Annotated in this window: 24 protein-coding genes and 1 riboswitch; of the genes, 17 read left to right on the top strand and 7 right to left on the bottom strand. The window is 63.8% G+C overall.

Going from position 1 to position 20463, the window contains the following annotated elements:
* The first annotated feature begins 2 nt into the window (after positions 1-2).
* From hisF to hisE, 5 genes are read left to right on the top strand one after another with little or no spacing between them, the layout of a single operon-like run.
* Positions 3-764: an imidazole glycerol phosphate synthase subunit HisF gene (gene hisF, locus HZB53_21640; protein MBI5880263.1), complete on the top strand. Its 762-nt coding sequence runs from the start codon at positions 3-5 to the stop codon at positions 762-764.
* Positions 765-777: 13 nt separating this feature from the next.
* The gene (locus HZB53_21635) at positions 778-1905 is read left to right on the top strand and encodes a hypothetical protein (GenBank protein ID MBI5880262.1); all 1128 of its coding nucleotides are present in this window, start codon (positions 778-780) and stop codon (positions 1903-1905) included.
* A 6-nt stretch (positions 1906-1911) separates the two neighbouring features.
* Complete coding sequence (gene hisI, locus HZB53_21630; GenBank protein ID MBI5880261.1) at positions 1912-2232, top strand: phosphoribosyl-AMP cyclohydrolase; 321 nt, start codon at positions 1912-1914, stop codon at positions 2230-2232.
* A 23-nt stretch (positions 2233-2255) separates the two neighbouring features.
* Positions 2256-2744: a DinB family protein gene (locus HZB53_21625; protein ID MBI5880260.1), complete on the top strand. Its 489-nt coding sequence runs from the start codon at positions 2256-2258 to the stop codon at positions 2742-2744.
* A complete protein-coding gene (gene hisE / locus HZB53_21620; protein ID MBI5880259.1) occupies positions 2720-3019 on the top strand; it encodes a phosphoribosyl-ATP diphosphatase in 300 nt (99 codons plus the stop codon). The genes HZB53_21625 and hisE overlap by 25 nt, the downstream gene beginning before the upstream one ends.
* Before the next feature lie 4 nt (positions 3020-3023).
* Here hisE and HZB53_21615 read toward each other — a convergent pair whose 3' ends face one another.
* The 5 genes from HZB53_21615 to HZB53_21595 all read right to left on the bottom strand — a co-directional run bounded on the left by HZB53_21615 (position 3024) and on the right by HZB53_21595 (position 6347).
* Positions 3024-3323, bottom strand: coding sequence for a hypothetical protein (locus HZB53_21615; GenBank protein ID MBI5880258.1), 300 nt, complete (start codon positions 3321-3323; stop codon positions 3024-3026).
* 52 nt (positions 3324-3375) lie between these two features.
* Entirely contained in the window at positions 3376-3843 is a 468-nt protein-coding gene (locus HZB53_21610) for a hypothetical protein (GenBank protein ID MBI5880257.1), read from the bottom strand.
* Positions 3844-3921: 78 nt separating this feature from the next.
* A complete protein-coding gene (locus HZB53_21605) occupies positions 3922-5067 on the bottom strand; it encodes a thiolase family protein (protein MBI5880256.1) in 1146 nt (381 codons plus the stop codon).
* 30 nt (positions 5068-5097) lie between these two features.
* Positions 5098-5979: an MBL fold metallo-hydrolase gene (locus tag HZB53_21600; GenBank protein MBI5880255.1), complete on the bottom strand. Its 882-nt coding sequence runs from the start codon at positions 5977-5979 to the stop codon at positions 5098-5100.
* A complete protein-coding gene (locus tag HZB53_21595; GenBank protein ID MBI5880254.1) occupies positions 5976-6347 on the bottom strand; it encodes a PAS domain-containing protein in 372 nt (123 codons plus the stop codon). The genes HZB53_21600 and HZB53_21595 overlap by 4 nt, the downstream gene beginning before the upstream one ends.
* Positions 6348-7171: 824 nt before the next feature.
* Between HZB53_21595 and HZB53_21590 the strand changes: the two genes are divergently transcribed.
* From HZB53_21590 to arsM, 12 genes are all read left to right on the top strand, one after another.
* Entirely contained in the window at positions 7172-7588 is a 417-nt protein-coding gene (locus HZB53_21590) for a hypothetical protein (protein MBI5880253.1), read from the top strand.
* Positions 7589-8120: 532 nt separating this feature from the next.
* On the top strand, positions 8121-9365 hold the full coding sequence (locus tag HZB53_21585; protein MBI5880252.1) for an MFS transporter: 1245 nt from the start codon (positions 8121-8123) through the stop codon (positions 9363-9365).
* Between the two features lie 22 nt (positions 9366-9387).
* Complete coding sequence (locus HZB53_21580) at positions 9388-11964, top strand: DEAD/DEAH box helicase (GenBank protein MBI5880251.1); 2577 nt, start codon at positions 9388-9390, stop codon at positions 11962-11964.
* Positions 11965-12151: 187 nt separating this feature from the next.
* Positions 12152-12430 (top strand): type II toxin-antitoxin system HicB family antitoxin, encoded by a 279-nt coding sequence (locus tag HZB53_21575; protein ID MBI5880250.1) that lies wholly within the window; start codon positions 12152-12154, stop codon positions 12428-12430.
* A complete protein-coding gene (locus HZB53_21570; GenBank protein MBI5880249.1) occupies positions 12423-12662 on the top strand; it encodes a type II toxin-antitoxin system HicA family toxin in 240 nt (79 codons plus the stop codon). Before HZB53_21575 ends, HZB53_21570 begins: the two co-directional genes overlap by 8 nt.
* Positions 12659-13915, top strand: coding sequence for a ribonuclease H-like domain-containing protein (locus HZB53_21565; protein ID MBI5880248.1), 1257 nt, complete (start codon positions 12659-12661; stop codon positions 13913-13915). The genes HZB53_21570 and HZB53_21565 overlap by 4 nt, the downstream gene beginning before the upstream one ends.
* Before the next feature lie 130 nt (positions 13916-14045).
* Positions 14046-14288: a DUF433 domain-containing protein gene (locus HZB53_21560; GenBank protein MBI5880247.1), complete on the top strand. Its 243-nt coding sequence runs from the start codon at positions 14046-14048 to the stop codon at positions 14286-14288.
* Between the two features lie 15 nt (positions 14289-14303).
* Complete coding sequence (locus HZB53_21555) at positions 14304-14663, top strand: DUF5615 family PIN-like protein (protein ID MBI5880246.1); 360 nt, start codon at positions 14304-14306, stop codon at positions 14661-14663.
* Positions 14664-14887: 224 nt separating this feature from the next.
* On the top strand, positions 14888-15199 hold the full coding sequence (locus tag HZB53_21550; GenBank protein MBI5880245.1) for a hypothetical protein: 312 nt from the start codon (positions 14888-14890) through the stop codon (positions 15197-15199).
* 133 nt (positions 15200-15332) lie between these two features.
* Positions 15333-15644, top strand: coding sequence for a hypothetical protein (locus tag HZB53_21545; GenBank protein ID MBI5880244.1), 312 nt, complete (start codon positions 15333-15335; stop codon positions 15642-15644).
* Positions 15645-16159: 515 nt separating this feature from the next.
* Positions 16160-16471 carry a winged helix-turn-helix transcriptional regulator gene (locus HZB53_21540; GenBank protein ID MBI5880243.1) on the top strand — a complete coding sequence of 104 codons (312 nt, stop codon included), beginning with the start codon at positions 16160-16162 and terminating at the stop codon, positions 16469-16471.
* Positions 16472-16527: 56 nt separating this feature from the next.
* Positions 16528-17313, top strand: coding sequence for an arsenite methyltransferase (arsM, locus tag HZB53_21535; protein ID MBI5880242.1), 786 nt, complete (start codon positions 16528-16530; stop codon positions 17311-17313).
* 87 nt (positions 17314-17400) lie between these two features.
* Here the strand turns inward: arsM and HZB53_21530 are convergent, their stop codons facing one another.
* Together HZB53_21530 and HZB53_21525 are read right to left on the bottom strand one after the other, a co-directional pair.
* Positions 17401-19020 (bottom strand): exo-alpha-sialidase, encoded by a 1620-nt coding sequence (locus HZB53_21530; GenBank protein ID MBI5880241.1) that lies wholly within the window; start codon positions 19018-19020, stop codon positions 17401-17403.
* 200 nt (positions 19021-19220) lie between these two features.
* Positions 19221-19305: riboswitch (cyclic di-GMP riboswitch) on the bottom strand.
* 302 nt (positions 19306-19607) lie between these two features.
* Positions 19608-20375: a CPBP family intramembrane metalloprotease gene (locus HZB53_21525; GenBank protein MBI5880240.1), complete on the bottom strand. Its 768-nt coding sequence runs from the start codon at positions 20373-20375 to the stop codon at positions 19608-19610.
* Positions 20376-20463: the final 88 nt, after the last annotated feature.

The raw sequence follows: 20463 nt of genomic DNA, 5'->3' as shown, positions 1-20463 counted from the left end.
CCATGCTGGCCAAACGCATCATACCGTGCCTGGATGTCAAAGACGGGCGCGTCGTCAAGGGCGTCTCGTTTGTCAACCTGCGCGACGCGGGCGACCCGGTCGAGCAGGGTGCCGTCTACGACCGCGAGGGCGCCGACGAGCTGGTGTTCCTCGACATCACGGCGTCGCACGAGCGGCGCGGAACCATACTTGACATGGTGCGCGCGGTCGCCGATGCGGTGTTCATCCCGTTCACGGTAGGCGGCGGCGTGCGCAGCGTGGACGATGTGCGTGCGATCCTGCGTGCCGGCGCTGACAAGGTCGGCATCAACACGGCGGCGGTACAGAACCCCGCGCTGATCAGCCAGAGCGCCGAGAACTTCGGCGTGCAGTGCATCGTCGTGGCGATCGACGCCAAGCGCGCGAGCGGCGGTCGCTGGGAAGTCTATGTGCAAGGCGGGCGCACGCCGACTGGCCGCGATGCGGTCGAGTGGGCGCGCGAAGCCGAGCAGCGCGGCGCGGGTGAAATCCTGCTGACGAGCATGGACGAGGACGGCCGCCTGAACGGCTACGACATCGCGCTCACAAGCGCCATCGCGCAGGCGGTGTCTATCCCGGTGATCGCGTCGGGCGGTGCGGGCAAGCTGGACGATTTTCGCGCTGCGCTGGTCGAAGGTGGCGCCGGGGCGGCGCTGGCCGCGTCGCTGTTTCACGACCGCAAGTTGGCGATTCGCGATGTGAAGGAATACCTACTGAACAACGGAGTGGCCGTGCGGCCTATGTAGCCAGGAGGAGAACATGCGCACATGTTTCGCCGGGTTGCGGGGCTGGGTGATAGCTTGCGCGCTGGCGCTGGCCGCGTGCAGCCCGATGACGCCGGATGTCGTGTCAACGCCGCCGCCGCCGACGGCGACACCGACCAACACGCCGCAGGCAACGGCGACGCCCGTGCCGTCGCCCACGTCTCTGCCAGCGGCAACGCCAGTACCGAGCGCGACGCCCGCCCCGACGGCGACCCGCCCTCCGGCGACGAGCGTGCCGACGGCGATCCCGACGCCGGTCGGCTCGTCGCCAGTCTCAAAGTACTTTGTGCCGCTGGCGGGACAGATATCCGGCCCGGCCGCAGTGTTGACGCTGCAACGGCTCGAGTTCTGGCAGGAACTGACCCGCACCAAGCCGCGCAACGGCCTGTTCATCGTCTTCGTCGGCGAACTCAAGAGCGCGACCGCGCAGGTGGCGTGCGCGCACGCGGACAACCTTGCGCTGATGTCCGGCAGCCGCCGCTACGAGACCACGTCCACGGACATGGATCCGTTCAAGGCGCTCTACAAGACCAACTACCCTGGCTCGGTGCTGGGGCAGTGTGTCGTGCGGCCGGAGCCGACGTTCTTCGTCTTCGATACGACGCAGACGCCAGGCCCGACTCGCCTGACGTTCAACAACGTTTCGTTCGACCTGGGCGACCTGACGGCGCTCGTACGCAAGTCGGGCTTCCCGCTGCCGGGCTCCGAGACGCAGCTCAAGACGGCGGTTGAGAAGCTGCTGGCACCTTCGCCGCGCATCACGAACCGCTTGCTCGACTTCAAGCTCGCCGACGCCCCGGCGCTGGCCGGCGCGAAGCTGGCGACCGTCGCGTGGGTCATCGAAGACACCGGCGACGCCGTGAAGACGCGGACCACCTTGAAGTCGGAGGCGACCGCACTGTTTCGCGGCGTCTATACCGCGCCTGGCGTAACGATCGCCGGCGTCGAGGTGTCGGCCACACTGCGCGCCTTCGACGTGTTCGGCAATCCGAAGGACGCGCTGATCGCGCGCCTGTCGCTGGATGCGGCGACGGCGGCCAAGATCAACTGGACGAACTTCCAGGCCGAGAATCTGTTTGCGGTCGCCAAAGTGATCGCGCTTGATCCAATATTGAAGGAGTAGCGCTCCTTGATAGAACTGAAATACAACAGCCAGGGCCTGATTCCGGCCGTCGTGCAGGATGCGCAGACGAAGGAGGTGCTGATGGTCGCGTTCATGAGCCGCGACTCGCTGGCGCGCACCTTCGAGAGCGGCGAGACGGTGTTCTGGAGCCGCAGCCGGCGGGAGTTCTGGCACAAGGGCGAGACGTCGGGCAATACGCAGCGTGTCGTCGAGGTGCGGGCCGACTGCGATGGCGACACCCTGCTCGTGCTCGTCGAGCCGCGCGGCCCGGCGTGCCATACCGGTGCGGTGAGTTGCTTCTTCAACAAAGTGGAGGGGGCAGCCTGAACGGTTGCGACAAGCAGATGATCATGACACCGGAAGAGCGCAGGCAGCGTATCGCGGCCTATGGCGCGGCGCACAGCGTGCTCGTCAAGGCGCTGGAACAGTTCCCGCGCACGATGTGGCAGTTTCGCCCCGCACCGGACCGGTGGACGATCCACGAGATCGTGGTCCACATCACCGACAGCGAGACCAACTCGTTCATCCGCTGCCGCCGCGCGATCGCCGAACCGGGCAGCGGCATCTACGCTTACGACGAGATGCGCTGGGCACGCGAGCTTGACTACCACGGCCAGAGCCCCGATGACGCGCTCGAACTGTTCAAGTGGCTGCGATTGACAACGCACAAGCTGATCGCGACGCTGCCGGACGAGGCGTGGTCGCGCACGTTCGTGCACTCCGACAACGGGGTCGTCACGCTGGAGCAGTGGCTGGACACGTACGAGCGGCACGTGCGCGATCATGTTGCCCAGATGCAAGGAGTGTATGCCGCATGGCTGAAACGCAAACCGGCGTAGCGATCATCCCGGCGCTGTACGATCTGATCCGCGAGCGGCGGCAGAACTCGCCGCCCGGCTCGTACACGGCGTCGCTGTTCGAGAAGGGGCGCGTCGAGATCGTCAAGAAGCTTGGCGAGGAGGCGGTCGAGGTCGTCGTCGCGGCGACGGCGCAATCGCGCGACCGGGTCGTGTACGAGTCGGCCGACCTGATCTATCATCTGCTGGTGCTGCTCGTCGAACAGGGTGTGACGTGGGACGAAGTTGAAGCGGAACTGGCGAAGCGGCGAAAGTAGAAAGTCATCGGGCGCGTCGCGCTACGATGAAGTCGCTCACCATCGCTATCAGCAGGGCATAGGCGACGGCGAGTGCGAGATTCACGGCGAGCCAGAGCGCCGGCTGCTGCTCCGGCCTCAGATAGGTGTAATCCTGCCAGTAGCCGCCCAGGGTGACGATCGCCCAGCCCCAGTCAACCGTATCGCCGACCTGGTCCGTGCGCCACGAGCGCAGCATGGTCCGCTCGACGTACAGGGGCAGCAGCGGCGTGAGCGCCAGCGCGGCGATGAACACCAGGATGAATCGCAGTTTTCGTTTGTTCACGGGGGCCTCGCACGTTAACCGGTTGGCGGCGCAACATCGCCAGGATGGCGCGTCAGTCGCTCAACCGGCAACTCCGCATCTGGTGGATGCTCAAAGCCCAAAAGGCGGCCTTGACGCTGCGATTGCCCGGCAAAGGGAGCATCGTCGTCGTGTTTTGCAGTTGAACCCTCGCCTCAACGCGGTAGAGGTCCGCCGTGGATTTTGCGCCGGTGCAAGCGCGTACCACAAGCGCGCGGGCCCCATTGTCCAGCCAAACCTGGTTCCCATCAAACGTCTTGAAATCACGGGTTCGCGGCTCTATCACGGGCCGCTCGCCGAAGTGGTCGTAATAGTCGTGGCTTGCCACCTGAAACACGGCCTCTTGGATCTCGGTGGTGTTTTGTAGTTGCTCGCGTGTATCGAATAGTCCTTGCCAGAACGCGAACGCCAGCCCGCTTGCCACGGCACAGACGACTAGCGCCCCCAGGGCAAATAGCGGGATGAGCCGACGGTTTCGGGTCTTCCGATTCGTAGTTGCCATACCAGCGACTCCTTTCCGTAGAGGACTGCATCGGCCCGGCGTTGGAGCCTGTCCACTGATTGGCAGATGGTGTGCGGGCTAGGCGCCGATCCGCTCAATAATCGTCGCGGTCGCCATGCCCCAGCCGATGCACATCGTCTGCAGGCCGTAGCGCCCGCCACTGCGTTCCAGCCGGTGCAGCAACGTGGTCATGATGCGCGCTCCGCTGGCGCCGAGCGGGTGCCCGAGCGCGATCGCGCCGCCGTTGGCATTCACTTTCGCCATGTCCGGCTCGATCTCCTGCGCCCACGACAGCACAACCGAGGCGAACGCCTCATTGACCTCGATCGCGTCCATGTCGTCGATCGACAGCCCGGCGCGTTCCAGCGCCTTGCGCGTCGCGGGGATGACGCCGGTGAGCATCAGGATCGGGTCCGAGCCGACTGCGACACGCGACAGTACGCGCGCGCGCGGTCGCACACCGAGCGCCTGCGCGCGCTCGGCCGACATGAGCAGGATGGCCGCCGCGCCATCGCTGATCTGGCTGGCGTTGGCTGCCGTCACCACGCCGTTTTCCTTGAAGGGCGACTTCAGCGTGCCCATCCGGGCCAGGTCGGGGTTCATGCGAATGCCCTCGTCCACGGCGACCGTCTTCTGTTCACCGCCGGCACTGACCGTCACGGGCATGATCTCGTTCTGGAAACGGCCCTCTTTCGTTGCGGCGGCCGCCTTCGTGTGCGATTCGAACGCGAATTGGTCGAGCGCCGCACGGGAGAGGCCCCACTGCTCGGCGATCAGCTCGGCCGAGATGCCCTGTGGCACAAGGTCGAAGGGGAATTGGCCGGGCAGGGTGTCGAACGTGAAGTCGGAGCCCATCGGCACGCGGGTCATGCTCTCCACGCCGGCCGCGATGACCACGTCGGCGTCGCCGGCCGCGATCGCCTGCGCGCCGAAGTGCACCGCCTGCTGGCTGCTGCCGCACATGCGGTTGATCGAGACGGATGGCACTTCGATCGGGAAGCCGGCTTGCAGCACGGCCAGCCGTCCGATGTTGCCGCCCTGGTCCTGCGTCTGCGTTACGCAGCCCATGACAACGTCTTCGACGTCGCTCTTCTGGATGCCGGCGCGGCGCACGACTTCGGTCAGCGCCTTCGCCGCCAGATCCACCGGGTGTGCGTCCTTGAGCACGCCGCCAAAGCGGCCAACGGGCGTCCGCACCGCTTCGATAATCACGACTTCGCGCATAGCTCTCTCCTTTGAATGCGACGCGGTGGTTCAGTCCGCGTCTGCGTCGCCGGTTGCGCCGGTCGCAGTGTGGCCTAGTTGGAACGTCTCGCCCTCTGCGCCGGTTGTCACGCCAAACTCCGGCTTCGCCTGCTCGATTGCCTGCCCCATGATGCGATCCAGATCGGCGTCGCTATGGTCGGGGTCGTGGTGGAACGTGATCAGATGCTTTGCCTCGGCGATGCGCGCGAACGCGAACGCCTGCGAGATTGAACTGTGTCCCCAGCCAATCCGCGCCTCGTACTCCGGCTGTGTGAACTGCGTATCGTGAATCAGCAGGTCGGACTCGGCGGCCAGCGCATAGCCGGACGTCCAGTCTTTCGACTGCGGGAAGTGGCGCACGCCGAGCGCCGGCTCATGGTCAGGCAGGTAGGTGACGACACCGTCCGGCGACTGGATCCGGTAGCCGACGGTGGGGCCGGGGTGGCTGACCAGCGCGGTTGATATACGAAACTCTCCGATCTCAAACACACTGCACGGCACCTCGTGCAGTTCAGGCATGCGCTCCAGGTCGGCCAACGAGATCGGGAAGGTGGGCGGCGACAGGTAGCGCGACAGCCGCGCGTGTAGGTTCAGCGTGGTGCTGGCCGGTCCCCAGATGTGCACGTCGATCGACGGGTCGAGCAGCGGACCGAAGAAGCCGAGTCCCTGGATGTGATCCATGTGCAGGTGGGTCAGCAGAATGTCCACGCGCCGCAGTCCGACCGGCAGGTCGCGTCCGAGCCGGCGCAGCCCCGTGCCCGCATCCAGCACCAGCACCGTCCCACTGTGGCCGCGCACCTCCACGCACGACGTGTTGCCGCCGTAGCGCGCGGTTTCCGGCCCCGGCGAGGCCAGCGAGCCGCGCGTGCCCCACAAGGTGACGCGAGTCACGCGCCCACCTGCCAGAAGATCGTGATGGCGCCGAGGAAGCGGTCGGACTGGCCGATGACCGGGATGGCCGTCACGGAGATGTGGCGCGCGCGCCGGTCGGCGCCGCGGATCCAGAAGGTGTTGTGGGCGGGCTGGCGCTTGGTCAACGCAATATTCAAGGGAAGCTGTTCGCTACTGATGGTCTCGCCGGACTCGTTCATGGGCGAGAAAATGGCCGCCCAGTGCTCGGCCGTCAAGGAACCGGTTTCCTCATAGCGCACGCCGAGGATTTCCTCGGCCGGCTCATTGTAGTACATCAGGTCGCCCGCGGGATCGACCAGGAACATCGGCAATGCCAGATAGCTGGCCAACTGCCGGGCGACGATCATCTCAACTTCCTTGGGAACCATAAGGCCTCAATGAGTGAATTCTGTGGGCAAGCAATCGCCCGGCACGCCGCGGACGTTTGCCGTCGTGCGCCGGACTTCCAGACATTATACCATTGACCGGGGCAGCGCATGGCGGCGGGCGCTGTGGCCCCGGCACGGGTATGCGTGAAACGTGCCGGAGCGCCACGACCGGTACCAAACGCGACTCAGCCCCGCCGTCATTCCGGCGGAAGCCGGAATCCAGGCAAGGCGTCCATGGCCTGCACGCAAGCTACGCGCTGACCTGGATGCCGGCGTACAACATGCCGGCATGACGGATGCGTGAGTTCCGGCAATTTGCCGATATGCCCCGTGACCAGCAATTCTCATTTTGGAGTCGGCCGCCAGGCGGCCTCCTCATCCCCTGGCCCCTGCGCCCCCGCGCGCGCGGGGGCGCAGGGGAAAAGCTAACGGGGAGTGAGTTCCGGCAATTTGCCGATATGCCCCGTGACCAGCAATTCTCATTTTGGAGTCGGCCGCCAGGCGGCCTCCTCATCCCCTGGCCCCTGCGCCCCCGCGCGCGCGGGGGCGCAGGGGAAAAGCTAACGGGGAGGGCAACGCCGCTTTCTTGGCGAGCCAGCATGCGTGACAAGCACCAGGGGGCCAGTTCATAGCAAGCTGGCAATGGAAAGTACCCGCCCAGGGCCAAAATGAGAATTGCTGCCCCGTGACAGAACAATTGTGCTATCCCGGGCGAGTTGTGGTATAATGCCCTCGTTGCCGGCGGCTTGTTAATGCCGCGACGTTTTTATTTGTGCAAACTAACGCATGATCGGGAGTGGGCCGTGAGCCGGTTGATCAACGGGAATAATCCGGGCACCGAGCGCAACCAGTTGCGCCGGACCGTGGCGGAAGCGCTGCGTCGCTTGATGACGAAACCGAAAGTCGACGACGAGGCCAAAGACCTGGTCGCGTTGATCGTCTATTCGCTGCGCGGCATTGCGGCCGGCGTGGACCAGTCGGCCACCGCCTGGGAAAAGCGCGACTACTTCGTGAAGGCGGACAAGTTCCGCACGGAGTGGGCATGGGCTGAGAAGTACGCCAACAAGCTCGAGGTCATGCTGCGTGGCGAGCTGTGGAGCGACCTGCCCATGGCGTTGGCCGAGCTGGCCCCGAAGTTCTCCGATATCACCATCACCAAGTACGTGCGCGGCGAGGCGCTTTGGCAGGGACGTTTCCGCCAGTTAATGGCTGAGCCGTAGGCGGTCACACGGTGGGCTGGTCTGGCTGTTAGGAGGCTCTACGCCGGGCCGGTCGAAGCCCGAGCCTACTGTCACAGCGGTATGCGCTTCGACAAGCCCAGCGCACGCTTCTACACGCTCAGCGTACGCTTCGACGGCGCTCAGTACCGCGCAGCATGCTGCGCTTGTCGATGCGCGCTGTTAGTCCCCAGGTGGCGTCGCGCAATGACTCTTGAGTCGCTCTGACACGGCCAAACGTCAGCAATTCTCATTTTGGAGTCGGCCGCCAGTATGCCCCTCATCCCCATCGAATCGCTCCCCCTCCCAACTTCGTTGGGAGGGGGTCGGGGGGAGGGCAGCACGACGTACTCGTCGAATCGGCTTGCGTGATAAGCGCCTGTGCACCAGTATGTGACAAGCCCACATTGGAAAGTACCGGTCAGAGCCAAATTGGGAATTGCTGGCCAAACGTATTGGGGTTGGCCTGTAAAGGGCTTATACTTAGGAGCACTCATTACTTGCGAGGCCTTCATCCCTTATGGCAATTGCCCCCGTGGGAGACCAATCGGCAGCTCGAGCCGCGCTAGGGCGCATCTTCGGCTCGCTCAAATATCGCGACTTCAAGCTCCTGTGGATCGGGAACCTGGCAACTCAGGCGTCGTACTGGATGTTCAGTGTCGGGCTGGGTTGGCTGGTCATCCAGATGGAGGACACCAATCGAGCGGGGTGGTTGGCGTTGCTCGGTGTCGCCTCCGGGGTCCCGTTGCTCATCTTTTCCCTGCTGGGGGGTGTGCTGGCGGACCGCTTCGAGCGCAAGCGACTGCTGATGACCTATCAGGCCGGCAGCTTGGTGTTCATCTCGGTGTTCGCGGCACTGGTGGCGTTTGACCTGGTGCAGATGTGGCACGTGCTGTTGATCGCGTTCTTGTTTGGCGTTGCGCAGGCGCTCAACATACCGCTTCGGCAGGCGCTGGTTCCGGCGCTGGTGGACCGCAGCGATCTGCTCAACGCAACCGCCCTCCAGTCCGCTGCGTGGAATGCCATGCGGGTGGTGGGGCCGGCGCTGGCGGGCATGTTGATTGCGACGGTGGACACGAAGGGCATCTTCATACTCATGGTGCCCTCGTATATCTGGGCTATGATCTGGGTTGCGCAGATGGAGATCCCGCCGCATCCGCCGCGGCATCGCGCGGTGCACCCGGTGCGCAATCTGGTGGATGGTTTGCAGTTCATGCGCCGCGATGCGACGATATTGACGCTCATTCTGACGGTGACGGTGCCAACACTGTTTTCGCTGCCGTACATGAATTTCGTTCCGCTATTCGCCAGCGATATCTTGCAGGTGGGACCCGGGGGGCTGGGTGTGCTGCAGGGCGCGGTCGGCGTCGGCGCGTTGATCGCGGCGCTTGCCATGGCCGGATTGACCGGCACGTCACGCAAAGGGCTGTGGATGATCGTGGTGATGGTCGGGCACTCAGTGGTCATCGCGCTGTTCGGATTGTCGCTGAACTACTACGTGTCGATCGCGCTGCTCTTTGTGTCGGGCATCGCCTGGTCGGTTATGAACGCCCTCAACTCGACGCTGCTGCAACTGGCAACCCCCGACGAGTACCGCGGGCGCGTATTCAGCGTCTATGCGCTGACCTGGGGCTTTCAGCCACTGGGCGGCTTGCTGATTGGCGGTCTGGCTGAGGCGCTCGCCAGTCCCGCCTATGCGATCGCGATCACCAGCATGGTCGGGGCCGTCTTGATCTTGCTGGCAACCGTGATGAGCCCGCACATGCGGCGCATGGAGTAGGCGGCGCGCCGCCGCGAACCGCATGCCGCTCGCCGACCTGCTCGATCGCTGGCGCAACGATCCGCAATTTGCGCGCAACGTTGCGGCGTGGAAGACGATCCCGGCGCGCGCCGCGCGGCTGGGCGACTTCCCGGTCGGCCTGCACCCGCGGCTGGCCGAGGCGCTCCGCGCGCGCGGCATCCACCGCCTCTACACGCACCAGATCGCTGCGTGGGACGCCGTGCAGGCCGGCCGGCACGTCGCGGTCGTGACCGGCACGGCCAGCGGCAAGACGCTCTGCTACAACCTGCCGGTGCTCGACCGGCTGCTGCGCGAACCCGAAACGCGCGCGCTCTACCTCTTCCCGACTAAAGCGCTGGCACAGGACCAGGCCGCGACCCTGCGCGGCTTCGCCGAGCTCTGGTCGCTGGCGGTCGGCGAGCGCCACGAGGCGTCCGCCGACCCGCTGGTCGCCACCTACGACGGCGACACGCCGGTCGACAAGCGTCCCGCCGTGCGAACCGGCGCGCGCATCGTCATCACGAACCCCGACATGCTGCACACCGGCATCCTGCCGCATCACACGAAGTGGGCGCACTTCTTCGAGCGCCTGCGCTTCATTGTGATCGACGAGATGCACGCGCTGCGCGGCGTATTCGGCTCGCACGTGGCCAACGTCCTGCGGCGCCTGAAGCGCATCGCGCAGTTCTATGGCGCGTCGCCGCAGTTCATCCTCGCCTCCGCGACGATCGCTAACCCGGTCGAGCTGGCCGGGCGTCTGGTCGAGGAGGATGTCGCGCTGGTGGACGACGACGGCGCGCCGCGCGGGGAGAAGCACTTCGTGATTTACAATCCGCCGGTCGTCAACCGCGATCTCGGCCTGCGTCGCTCGGCGTTGCTGGAGGCGGTGCGGATCGGCAACGAACTGCTCAATCGCGACATACAGACGATCCTGTTTGCGCGCAGCCGCCGCTCGGTCGAACTGCTGCTGTCGTATCTTCAGCAGTTGCGCCCGCTCGAGAACTTGCTGCCGGGCGGCGATTCATCGACGCCGCTGCGCGCCTATCGCGGCGGCTACCTGCCGTCGGTGCGCCGCGAGATCGAGCGCGGCCTGCGTGACGGCTCGGTGCGCGGCGTGGTGGCGACGAACGCGCTCGAGCTTGGCGTCGATATCGGCCAGATGGGCGCGAGCGTGATGGTCGGCTATCCGGGCAACATCGCAGCGACCTGGCAGCAGGCCGGGCGCGCTGGCCGCACGGCGACGGACAGCCTGGCCCTGCTGGTGGTGACCGCCGCGCCGATCGACCAGTACCTGGCGCATCACCCGTCGTGGTTCTTCACGCGCACGCCGGAGCACGGCCTGATCAACCCGGACAACCTGATCATCCTCGTGCATCATCTGCGCTGCGCGGCGTTTGAGTTGCCGTTCCAGAAGGGCGAATCGTTCGGCCACGTCGAAGGGGCGCGGGTCAAGGAGTTTCTCGACTTTCTCGCGGATGAGGGCGCGCTGCATTCGTCGGGCGACCGCTACTACTATATGTCAGAGAAGTATCCGGCCGACCAGGTCTCCCTGCGCAGCGCCTCGCCCGACACGGTCGTCATTCAGACAGCCGCGCAGTCCGGCGGCGACGACGCGGGCGACGAGCCCGTGACGACGCTCGGCGAGGTCGACCTGCACAGCGCGTACTGGATGCTGCACCCCCAGGCGATCTACCTGCACGAGGGCCAATCGTACTTCTGCGCCGCGCTCGACCTGGAGCGCAAAGTGGCCGAAGTGCGGCGCGTGGACGCCGACTACTACACCGAGCCGCGCCAGGAGGTCACGATCGAACTGGTCGAGCAGGCGGCCGTGGAGCCGGCGACCGGCGGTGCGAAGTACCACGGCGAGGTCAAGGTCACGTCGCAGTTGATCGGCTTCCGCAAGATCAAGTTGTTTACGCATGAAAATCTCGGCACCGGCGAGGTGCAGTTGCCGCCGACCGAACTGATCACCACCGGTTACTGGCTGTCAGTGGCCGACGAGACAGTGGAGCGCCTGCGCGAGGCCGGGCTATGGAGCAACGACCGCAACGACTACGGCCCGAACTGGCAGGAGCAGCGCCGCAAGACGCGCGAGCGCGACAACTTCCGCTGCCGCAACTGCGGGGTGGCGGAGACCGATGCCGAGCACCACGTCCACCATATTCAGCCGTTTCGCACCTTCGGGGGCTATCTGGCGGCCAATCAGTTGAGCAACCTGCTCACGCTCTGCCCGCCGTGCCATGCGCGCGCCGAAACGGCGGTGCGCGTGCGCAGCGGACTGGCCGGAGTATCGTTCGCTCTCGCGCATCTCGCCCCGCTATTCCTGATGTGCGATCCGCGCGACATCGGCGTGCACTCCGACCCGCGCTCGCCGCTGGCCGATGGCCAACCGGCCGTCGTGGTGTACGACAACGTGGCGGGCGGCATCGGCCTGAGCGAGCGTCTGTATGAACTGCACGCCGAACTGCTGGCGCGCACGCGCGAACTGGTGCGCGCCTGCGACTGCACCGACGGCTGCCCGTCGTGCGTCGGCCCCGCCGGCGAAAGCGGCGAGGGCGGCAAGCGCGAAACGCTGGCGCTGCTGGATATGCTCCACTGAAAGAAATAGCTCAACACGAAGACACACAGGCACAAAGACGACAAGACTGTTTTTCTTTGTGCCTTTGTGACTTTGTGTTGAGATGCTTTGTGGTGGATTCTGCATTGTTGACGCCGGAGCGCATGTGATTACAATTCATGTCAGAGTGACATGATTATTGGCGAATGACAAGACGAAGGAGAAGCCAGTGCCTGCATCCAAAAAGAAAAGCGTCGTTAAGCGTCCCGTCGAGACCGGCTTCAAGTTGAGTGTGACGGCCGAACTTGCACTTGACGAGGAAGAAGGCGGTTACTCCGTCTATTGTCCCGAATTGGACATTTATACTCAAGGCGAGACGATTGAGGAATGTCTGTTGAACTTGCAGGAGGCTGCCGTAGGTTATATCCAGGTGGTGGGAATCGAAAACCTGAAGCTTCGTCAAAAGCCCGTCATTCGCAAAGAAGTCGAACTAACCGTCTATGCCTAGGCTGCCACGCATCGACGGCCGGACCCTTCGCCGCGTCTTGGAGCGTGACGGCTTTGTCGTGGCGCGTATCGAGGGCAGCCATCATATCATGCTCAAGTCTCTGCCGGGTGGCGAGCGGATTGTCGTGCCCGTGCCGATTCACGGGCATCGCGTGATCAAGGTTGGCACGCTGACCGGCATCCTGCGCAAGGCGCGCATCAGCCGTGAGCGTCTTGGTAAACTGCTTGAATGAACACCCCGTCCGGGCTGTCCGCCAAACTCAAGTCGCTGGGCGTCAAGGTCGGCGCGCGCGACGTGCCGCCGCCCGATCCGGCTGAGAAACAGAAACGGATCGACCGCTACGGGATCGAGCTGGTCGTGCCCGGCCGCGAGATCGAGACGCCCGACGGCCCGGCCTACGTGGTTGAAGGTGTCTACGATGCCGACTACCACCACGGACACGCGCCCCTGCACGCCGATGCCCCGCTGGCGGCGCTGGCGCGCTGGGCGCGCGACGAGCGCATGGCGAACTGCCCGCGCGACGAGATCGTCTTCCTCGATACCGAGACGACCGGGCTGGCGGGCGGCACTGGCACCCTGCCGTTCATGATCGGCGTCGGGCGCTTCGGCCCCGGCGGCTTCCGTGTGGCGCAGTTCTTCATGCGCGACCCGGCCGACGAACCGGCCGTGCTCGCCGCGCTCGACGACTGGTTTGCGCCGTGCTCCATGCTGGTGACGTTCAACGGCAAGGCGTTCGACATGCCGCTGGTCGCCTCGCGCTACACCCTGCACCGCCGGCAGCTCGCCATCGCCGCCGCGCCGCACCTCGACCTGCTGCCGTTGGCGCGCCGCCTCTGGCGCGACCGGCTGGCCAGTCGCGCGCTCGGCTCGCTGGAGCAGCACATCCTCGGCGTGGCTCGCAGCGGCGACGAGGTGCCGGGCTGGCTGATCCCGATGATCTATTTCGAGTACCTCAAGACGCGCGACGCGCGGCCACTGCGCGGCGTCTTCTACCACAACGCGATGGACATCGTCGCGATGGCGGCCCTGCTCGGGCACATGGCGCAGATGTTGGCCGACCCGCTCGGCTTCGCAAAGCAGCACCCGGTCGACCTGGTGGCGCTGGCGAAGATGTACGAGGAATGGGGCGACCATGAGACGGCGCAGCAGGCGTACAACCGGGGTATGGAGCACGACCTGCCGGCTGCTACATTCCGCGAAGCGGCGCGCCGCCTGTCGCACCTGCACCGCAAGCGCGGCGAGATCGAGCGCACGCTCGAACTGTGGCACGAAGCCGCAAAGCGCGGCGAACTGGACGCGCATATCAGCCTTGCCAAGCACTACGAGCATCGCGCGCGCGACTACGCGCGGGCCGAGCAGTACGCGGTGGCCGCGCTGGGTGTCGTCAACTCGCCCGCCGTCGCGCCGCGCGAGCGCAAGCGTTTGCAGGCCGAGTTGAACCACCGCCTGGCGCGCATCCGGCGAAAAGCGGGGAATGTGGCGTAGCGTAGTGCGCCAGTGGCCGTTCCGAAGCGCGACGCGCACATCGGGGAGCGATCGACCTATACCGGCGTTCTGGCTCTGGTCCCGTGTGATATAATCCTGTTTACAGAAAGGCAATGACATGCCAGATCATATGGCCGAATACTCTGATCGGATCCTTGTCGATCCTGAAATACTGGCGGGCAAGCCTGTTGTTCGCGGGACCCGCATTCCAGTCGAATTAGTTTTGAAGCGATTGGCCCAGGACCTGGATGTTCAGACTTTGCTGGAGGCTTACCCGCGGCTCACATTGGCTGACGTTCAAGCATGCCTCGCATATGCGCAGTCGCTCGTCGCCGGCGAGGAGATCTTCCCCCAGGCAGCTCCTGCCACCTAAACGAGCCCGGCGCGCATGAAGTTCCTTCTCGATGAGAGCGCGGACTATCCACTGGCCGCATATCTCCGTAGCCGGAGCCACGATGTGACGGCGGTCGCGCACGATTACCCCAACGCTTTGAAGGACGACGCTGTGCTCGCGATCGCGCTTCGCGAAGAACGCATTCTGATCACCAACGATCGCGATTTCGGCGAATTGATATTCCGTCGTCATTTGCCGCACCGCGGTATCATACTTTTCCGGCTGGGCGCGGAAGCGCTGTCGATCAAAGAGCGCTGGCTTGACGTCGTACTCGACGCGCACGCACATCACTTACGTGGGTTCATAGTTGTTACGGAGAACGGCGTGCGTGTGCGGCATAGCGGACAAATCTGACGTGGCTCGCGAGGCGCGCGCCATTGGCACATCGCTAACTTGCCCGCCGTCGCGCAGCGCGAGCGCCTGCAGGCCGAGTTGAACCACCGTCTCGCGCGCATCCGGCACAAGGCGGGGAAGTAGCGACGTGAGGTGAGTAGGTGCAATTCAGGCATCATTGGCGGCTTTGGCTGTTGCCGTTCTTGTTGGTGTGTTGTTCGCCGATACCGGTGACGCCAACGCTCATGCCACCGCGCCCGTTGCCGGCTGAACTGGCGGCACTGCCGCGAATGGCTTGGATGGAGTGTATCGTCGCCGAGCCCGACTGGCCGCTGATTGTTCTGTGGACATGGCCGGGCATTCCACGCGAGCATCCAGATAGCGATACCTCGGGCAATCGCGGTGCCAGCCTCGGTTATGTGCAAGGGTGTACGCAGGTGGAGATCACAAAGTACGCGTGGTCGGGTTCGGACCGTGACTACTACGTTTGGGTCAAAGCGGACGCTGCGGAAGGATGGGTGGGAGTGCAGCAAATTGCTTTCAAAAAGACGTGGTAAACGCGAAAGGTCATGCATGGCAACCGCGTTCGGTATGTTAGTGCACGGGGTTGCCAGTCGGGTATTCCGAATTCGGGATTACCTTGAAGTGGCATCAATTCGTCATTAGGCAAGCTTCTTGGTCGGAGCGAACATGCCAGGTTTTGATTTCATCATTAGCTTCATTGTCGTCGCAGTCAGCGGAGTGTGGCTCCTCTCAAATGGATTGCGCGCTGCACTTATGCCCCGAAAAGTCCAAAAAGACGCCCAACGTCAGCGGCCTGAGTATTGGGAGAGCATTCCTATACTTAATTTGATTTGGGGGTGGATTGATCATCCATTCTATATTCCAACAGTTGTCGTCTGGGGCGTCCTGGCTACCGTGATGGGGCTACTGGTGTTACTTATGCTAATAGCATCAATCATTCGACTTGTATTTATCGCTACCGGTCTTTGGGGCATGTGACTCACACCGCGCGATTTGGCAAGTACCAGGCTGTGGCAGCCAGCGTCCATGTTGACAGCGGCATCGGAATCTGGCGTTTCTCGCCCAACGCGATAGAGGCCGTCTGGTCCGCAATGCTGATTCGGTCGAGTTGTTCGCGTACAAACCCTGCTGGTCATGCAGAGCGCGGAGGCCGCGCCGCTGGCATGAAACTGGCTACGCGCGCGAAGCATCTCAATTCGTGCAGTTCAGATGCTTCGCGCGCGACGTGAGCCCGTCAATCGCAGCCATGCCTTCGCGCTCAGCACGACAAAAAAGCGTCTCCCTGACTGCTGATACCTTCCACCACCGCATCCAATCGATCCTCGCCACGCCGCTGCCGGACTGCAAGATGCTGATCGCAGAAGGGCATACGCTCGCCGCATCACTCACGCTCGGTCGCTCGCTGTTCTGCCGCCGTGCGCATTCGTCCGTTTGTCCGTTCTTTTGTCCGTTGTCCCTCTTGACAAATCGACGATTATCGATATAATAGTAACATGAATGTTGGATCAGTCGCCTTCGCCAAAGCAATCGCCGACGACACGCGGCAGGAGATCATGCAACTCCTCTGCTGTGTCTGGTTGAACGTCGGCGATATTGTCGAGCGGCTAAACGGCAAGGTCAATCAGCCGACGGTCAGCCATCACCTCAAGAAGCTGGAGGAGGCCGGCCTCGTTAAGGTGCGGCAGGACGGCCGCCAACGGTTCTATACGCTCGACCAGGCGCAGTTGACCGTCTGTTGCGGCACGTTGGTGCGTTCGTTCGCGCCGGATTTTGCCGACACGGTGCTTATCAAAGACATCGAGTAGCGCGGTCGTTTTTTTTACCGCGATGTATCGAAATCTATCAATGTATGGAGGATTCCATGAGTCAAAACCCTATCCACGAAGCGGTCCGCGAACACTACGGCGCGATCGCACGCCAGACCGCTCCGGCGGCCACGTCATGCTGCAGCAGCGACCCGTCAGCCGTGTCGTGCTGTGGCGACGGCGCCGGCCCTGGCGCGGCGCTCTATGACGTGGCGCTGCTCGACGGCTTGCCGGTCGATGTGACGTCGCTCTCACACGGCTGCGGCGACCCGGTCACCATCGCGGGTTTGAAGGCGGGCGAGACGGTGCTCGACCTCGGCAGCGGCGGCGGGATCGACTGTTTCATGGCCGCGAAGCAGGTCGGCGCGAGCGGCCACGTCATCGGCGTGGACATGACGCCCGACATGTTGCTGCGCGCCAACGCGAACAAGATCAAGATGAACGCGCGCAACGTCGAGTTCCGGCAGGGGCAGATCGAGGCGCTGCCGGTCGCGGACAACACGGTAGACGTCATCATGTCTAACTGCGTCATCAACCTGTCGCCCGACAAGGCGGCCGTGTTCGCCGAGGCGTTCCGCGTGCTGAAGCCGGGCGGGCGCGTCGCCGTCAGCGACATCGTCACCGAAGGTGAGTTCAGCCCGGAGCTACGCGCGCAGGCCGACCGCTGGGCCGAGTGTGTGACCGGCGCGATTGACGGCGCTGACTACACGCGCCTAATGCGCGAGGCCGGCTTCGTCGACGTGCAGATCGCGGACAAGGTCTCCGCCGATGAGATGGTGCGCACCACCGACGGCATGCCGCGCATCTACAGCGCGCGCGTGACCGGACGCAAGCCGGCGTAACCGCCATTCAAGGCTGAAACAGCAACGCCCCAGCGGGTTTTCCCGCCGGGGCGTTGTGCGTTACGAGTGTGCGCGGCGTGCCGCGCCTTACGGCAGCGCGATGCGCTTGGTGACCGCGTCCTGATTGGGCGATGTCACACCAGGCTTGCCGCGAAAGTCAGTCCAAATCGGGTGGGCCACGTTGTCGGAACCAATAGCCACGCCCGTATAGTCGCCAATAAACGCGCCTGACGCAAACTGAATGCTCGGGTCAGACGACTGCTCGGTGATGCGGGTCGAAGCCGACCACGTCGTGCCGCCGTTGGCGGATTTGACGTAGGCGAAGTCGATCTCGCCGGCCGGCGCCCACTCGCGGCTGTAATACGAGACGATCACGTTGCCGGCATTGGCCGCGACCCAGGGGTAGATCTTGTCCTGCGCCGTGGACGTGAGCTGCTGGGGCGCCGTCCAAGTGACGCCGTCAGTCGACGACTGGATGAACACCTGCGCGCTGGTCGGCGCGCATCCGGAGCCGCCGTAGGCCGGATCACAGAACATCGTCGCATCGCCGTTCCGGTTGTCGGCCCAGGCCATCCACAACTTGCCGGTCACGCGGTCCACGGTCAGGGCGGCGAACGTATTGGTGCGGAAGTGCAGCCCGGTCAGGACGCCGCGCCCGCCGAAGATCGGGAAGTTCTCGTCCACATTGCGGCTCACGACGGTCTGGCTGAAGCTCTGGCCGCCGTTAGTCGACTTGGCCACGACATTGTAGTCCAGATAGCCGTTGGCTGCCACGGCGCTCTCGAACGAGACGTAGATGTTGCCGTCGTTGCCGTAGACCGGCACGGAGCCCTGATTGTACTTGTGCGGCCCGCTGACATCCACCCAGTTCGACCAGCTTGCGCCGTAGTTGCTGGACGTGGCGGCGACGATCGGAGACTCGACGTAGCCGTACTGCGGATTGTCCTTGAAACGCGTCCAACTGATGGTGACTTTGCCGCTGTTCGGATCGGCGCCGACCCACAGCTTGTCGTTGAAGAACGTCGCGCCGCCGCTGTTGGCGACGAGCACCGGATAATCCCAGTCCGTGCCGCCATTGTGCGACACGCTGACGAAGATGCCATCCGACTCGTCAACGCGGTTGAACCCGATGTTGGCGTAGTACACGGTATTGTTGGCACCAAAGGCGATGGTCGGATCGCCGACCGACGTGAGTTTCTTAAACACGCCGCGCGGATCGCCGGTTGATCCGAGGCCGGGCAGTTTCTTGTTGGCCCAGGTCAGGCCGCCGTCCGTGGAGACATACACCCAGCCGCTGCCGTCGTTGCGCAGGGATGTGCCGGAAACCACACAACAGTCGCGGTAGTCATTGGCGCCGGCCACCAGGTTGTTGGGGTTGGCCGGGTTGACGGCGATGGTCGTCTCGTTCTGCGGCGCGCGGCAGCCCTGGTTGACACCCGCGCCGACGTTGTAATTGTCGTTCACAATCACATTGACGTTGCTCACGAACGGCAGATACGGGTTGGCGTTGTTCGTGTTGTCATACGCCTGACACTGTGCCAGCACGTCGCCATAGCCCAATTTGAGGCCGGGAATGCCGGAGTATTCGTGGAACGGATTGCTGATGACCTGTTTGGTCGGATGGGTGTTTGCCGCCTGCACGCCGCTGATGCTTAGGACGCCGGTGATGGCGATGGCAATCAGCAGCCGGGAAACTGTCAATTTCATGATGGATTCTCCTTGACCCGTGGTGTGGAACAGCGGTCACAAATACGCAAAACGTACTGGCAGCGTTTGGTCTGGCGCCTGGTCTTCGTGCGCACTTCCATGCGTGATGATCACGAAGACGATGGGATGGCAGGCGAGTTTTGGCATCACCCCTTTCTGCAAGAGTTTCTGAAACAAAACGACCGCGACATGCGTGTGCATGTTCACGGTCGGTTACGCCATTCGCTCCACCCGGTTCATGGCGTCCAGTCGAGCTAGCCGGGTATCAAAGCATCCGTGGGGCCATCGCGATCGAGCCGTTGGTTAGATGACGATGCTAACCCGCTTCGTAATTCGTGTCAACTGGCGACAGCGATTCGCAGCATGGGTATGGTCCTGAACTGTCGGGCCGAGGAACGTGTCATGTCGGAAAGCAGTTGGCCGGCATGGCACGTTGACCACGCTTCGCACAGCACCAGTGGATTCCGGGCAAGATCACGCCGGACTGGCGCCGCGAGGTACCTCTATCAGTTTCACTCCGACATTCTGGCGTTATACCCTTGCAGAACATCGACAGACCGGTGTGTGTTGTCTGCCGGCTATGAAGCTTAAAGCCCCTTGCAGCTGTTCAGCGCGCAGTACATCTGCGCGCTGAAACTGATCGTATTGAACATCGCGTGCAGCAGGATGCCTGGCCAGAGCGACTTCGTCTGGATGAACAGCAGCCCGAGCAACAGCCCCAGCGCGAAGATCGCCGGGTAGATTGTGACCGGCAGGTGCGGCGCCGTGAAGATTGCGGCGCTGACGATCAATGCGCCGATCGTGCCGAGCCGGCGCTGCAGGCCGCCGAGAATGAAGCCGCGGAAAAACGTCTCCTCGGCGATCGGCGCCGCGATGGCGACGGCGACAAAGCCGATTGCGATGCCGGCCGGACCCGAACCGAACATTTCGTCCACGCCGGTTTGGGTCGGCCAGTTCATGATTCGAATTACAATGCCCCACATCGCCGATAGCGTAAATGCGCCGCACAGGTAGGCGACCGGCAGCAGGCAGCCAAGCGCCGGCCTAAAGCGGCGGAACCCGACGGTGCGCCACGAACTGCGCCGCCAGACAATGGCGAACAGCCAAACCGGCACGAGCATCAACAGTTCGACGAAGCCGGCGAGCGCGGCGCTAAGCTCGGTCTTCGGCATGCCCGGAGGGACCCAGTGCAGTTGGAACGGCAGCCGCACGGCGAGCACGGTCACAAAGGCCAGCGCCACATACAGGACCAGCGCCATAATCATGTCAATGACGCCCCAGGTGGGCTGCGCTTCCTCGATGGTCGATGGGGGCGCCTCCCCAATGGGTGGCGGGATCGGCAGAGCGGTTTGCATATGGATAACGAACCGCCCGCAAGCGCTCGGCTTGCGGGCGGTTCCCTTTGTTAGATCAACTTTCCCAGGTGCATGCCCGGGCTGACCG

Source organism: Chloroflexota bacterium (assembly GCA_016235055.1).
Classification (GTDB): Bacteria; Chloroflexota; Anaerolineae; order JACRMK01; family JACRMK01; genus JACRMK01.
The sequence above is the reverse complement of the archived record's forward strand: the minus strand, read 5'-3'. Positions and strand labels throughout refer to the sequence as shown.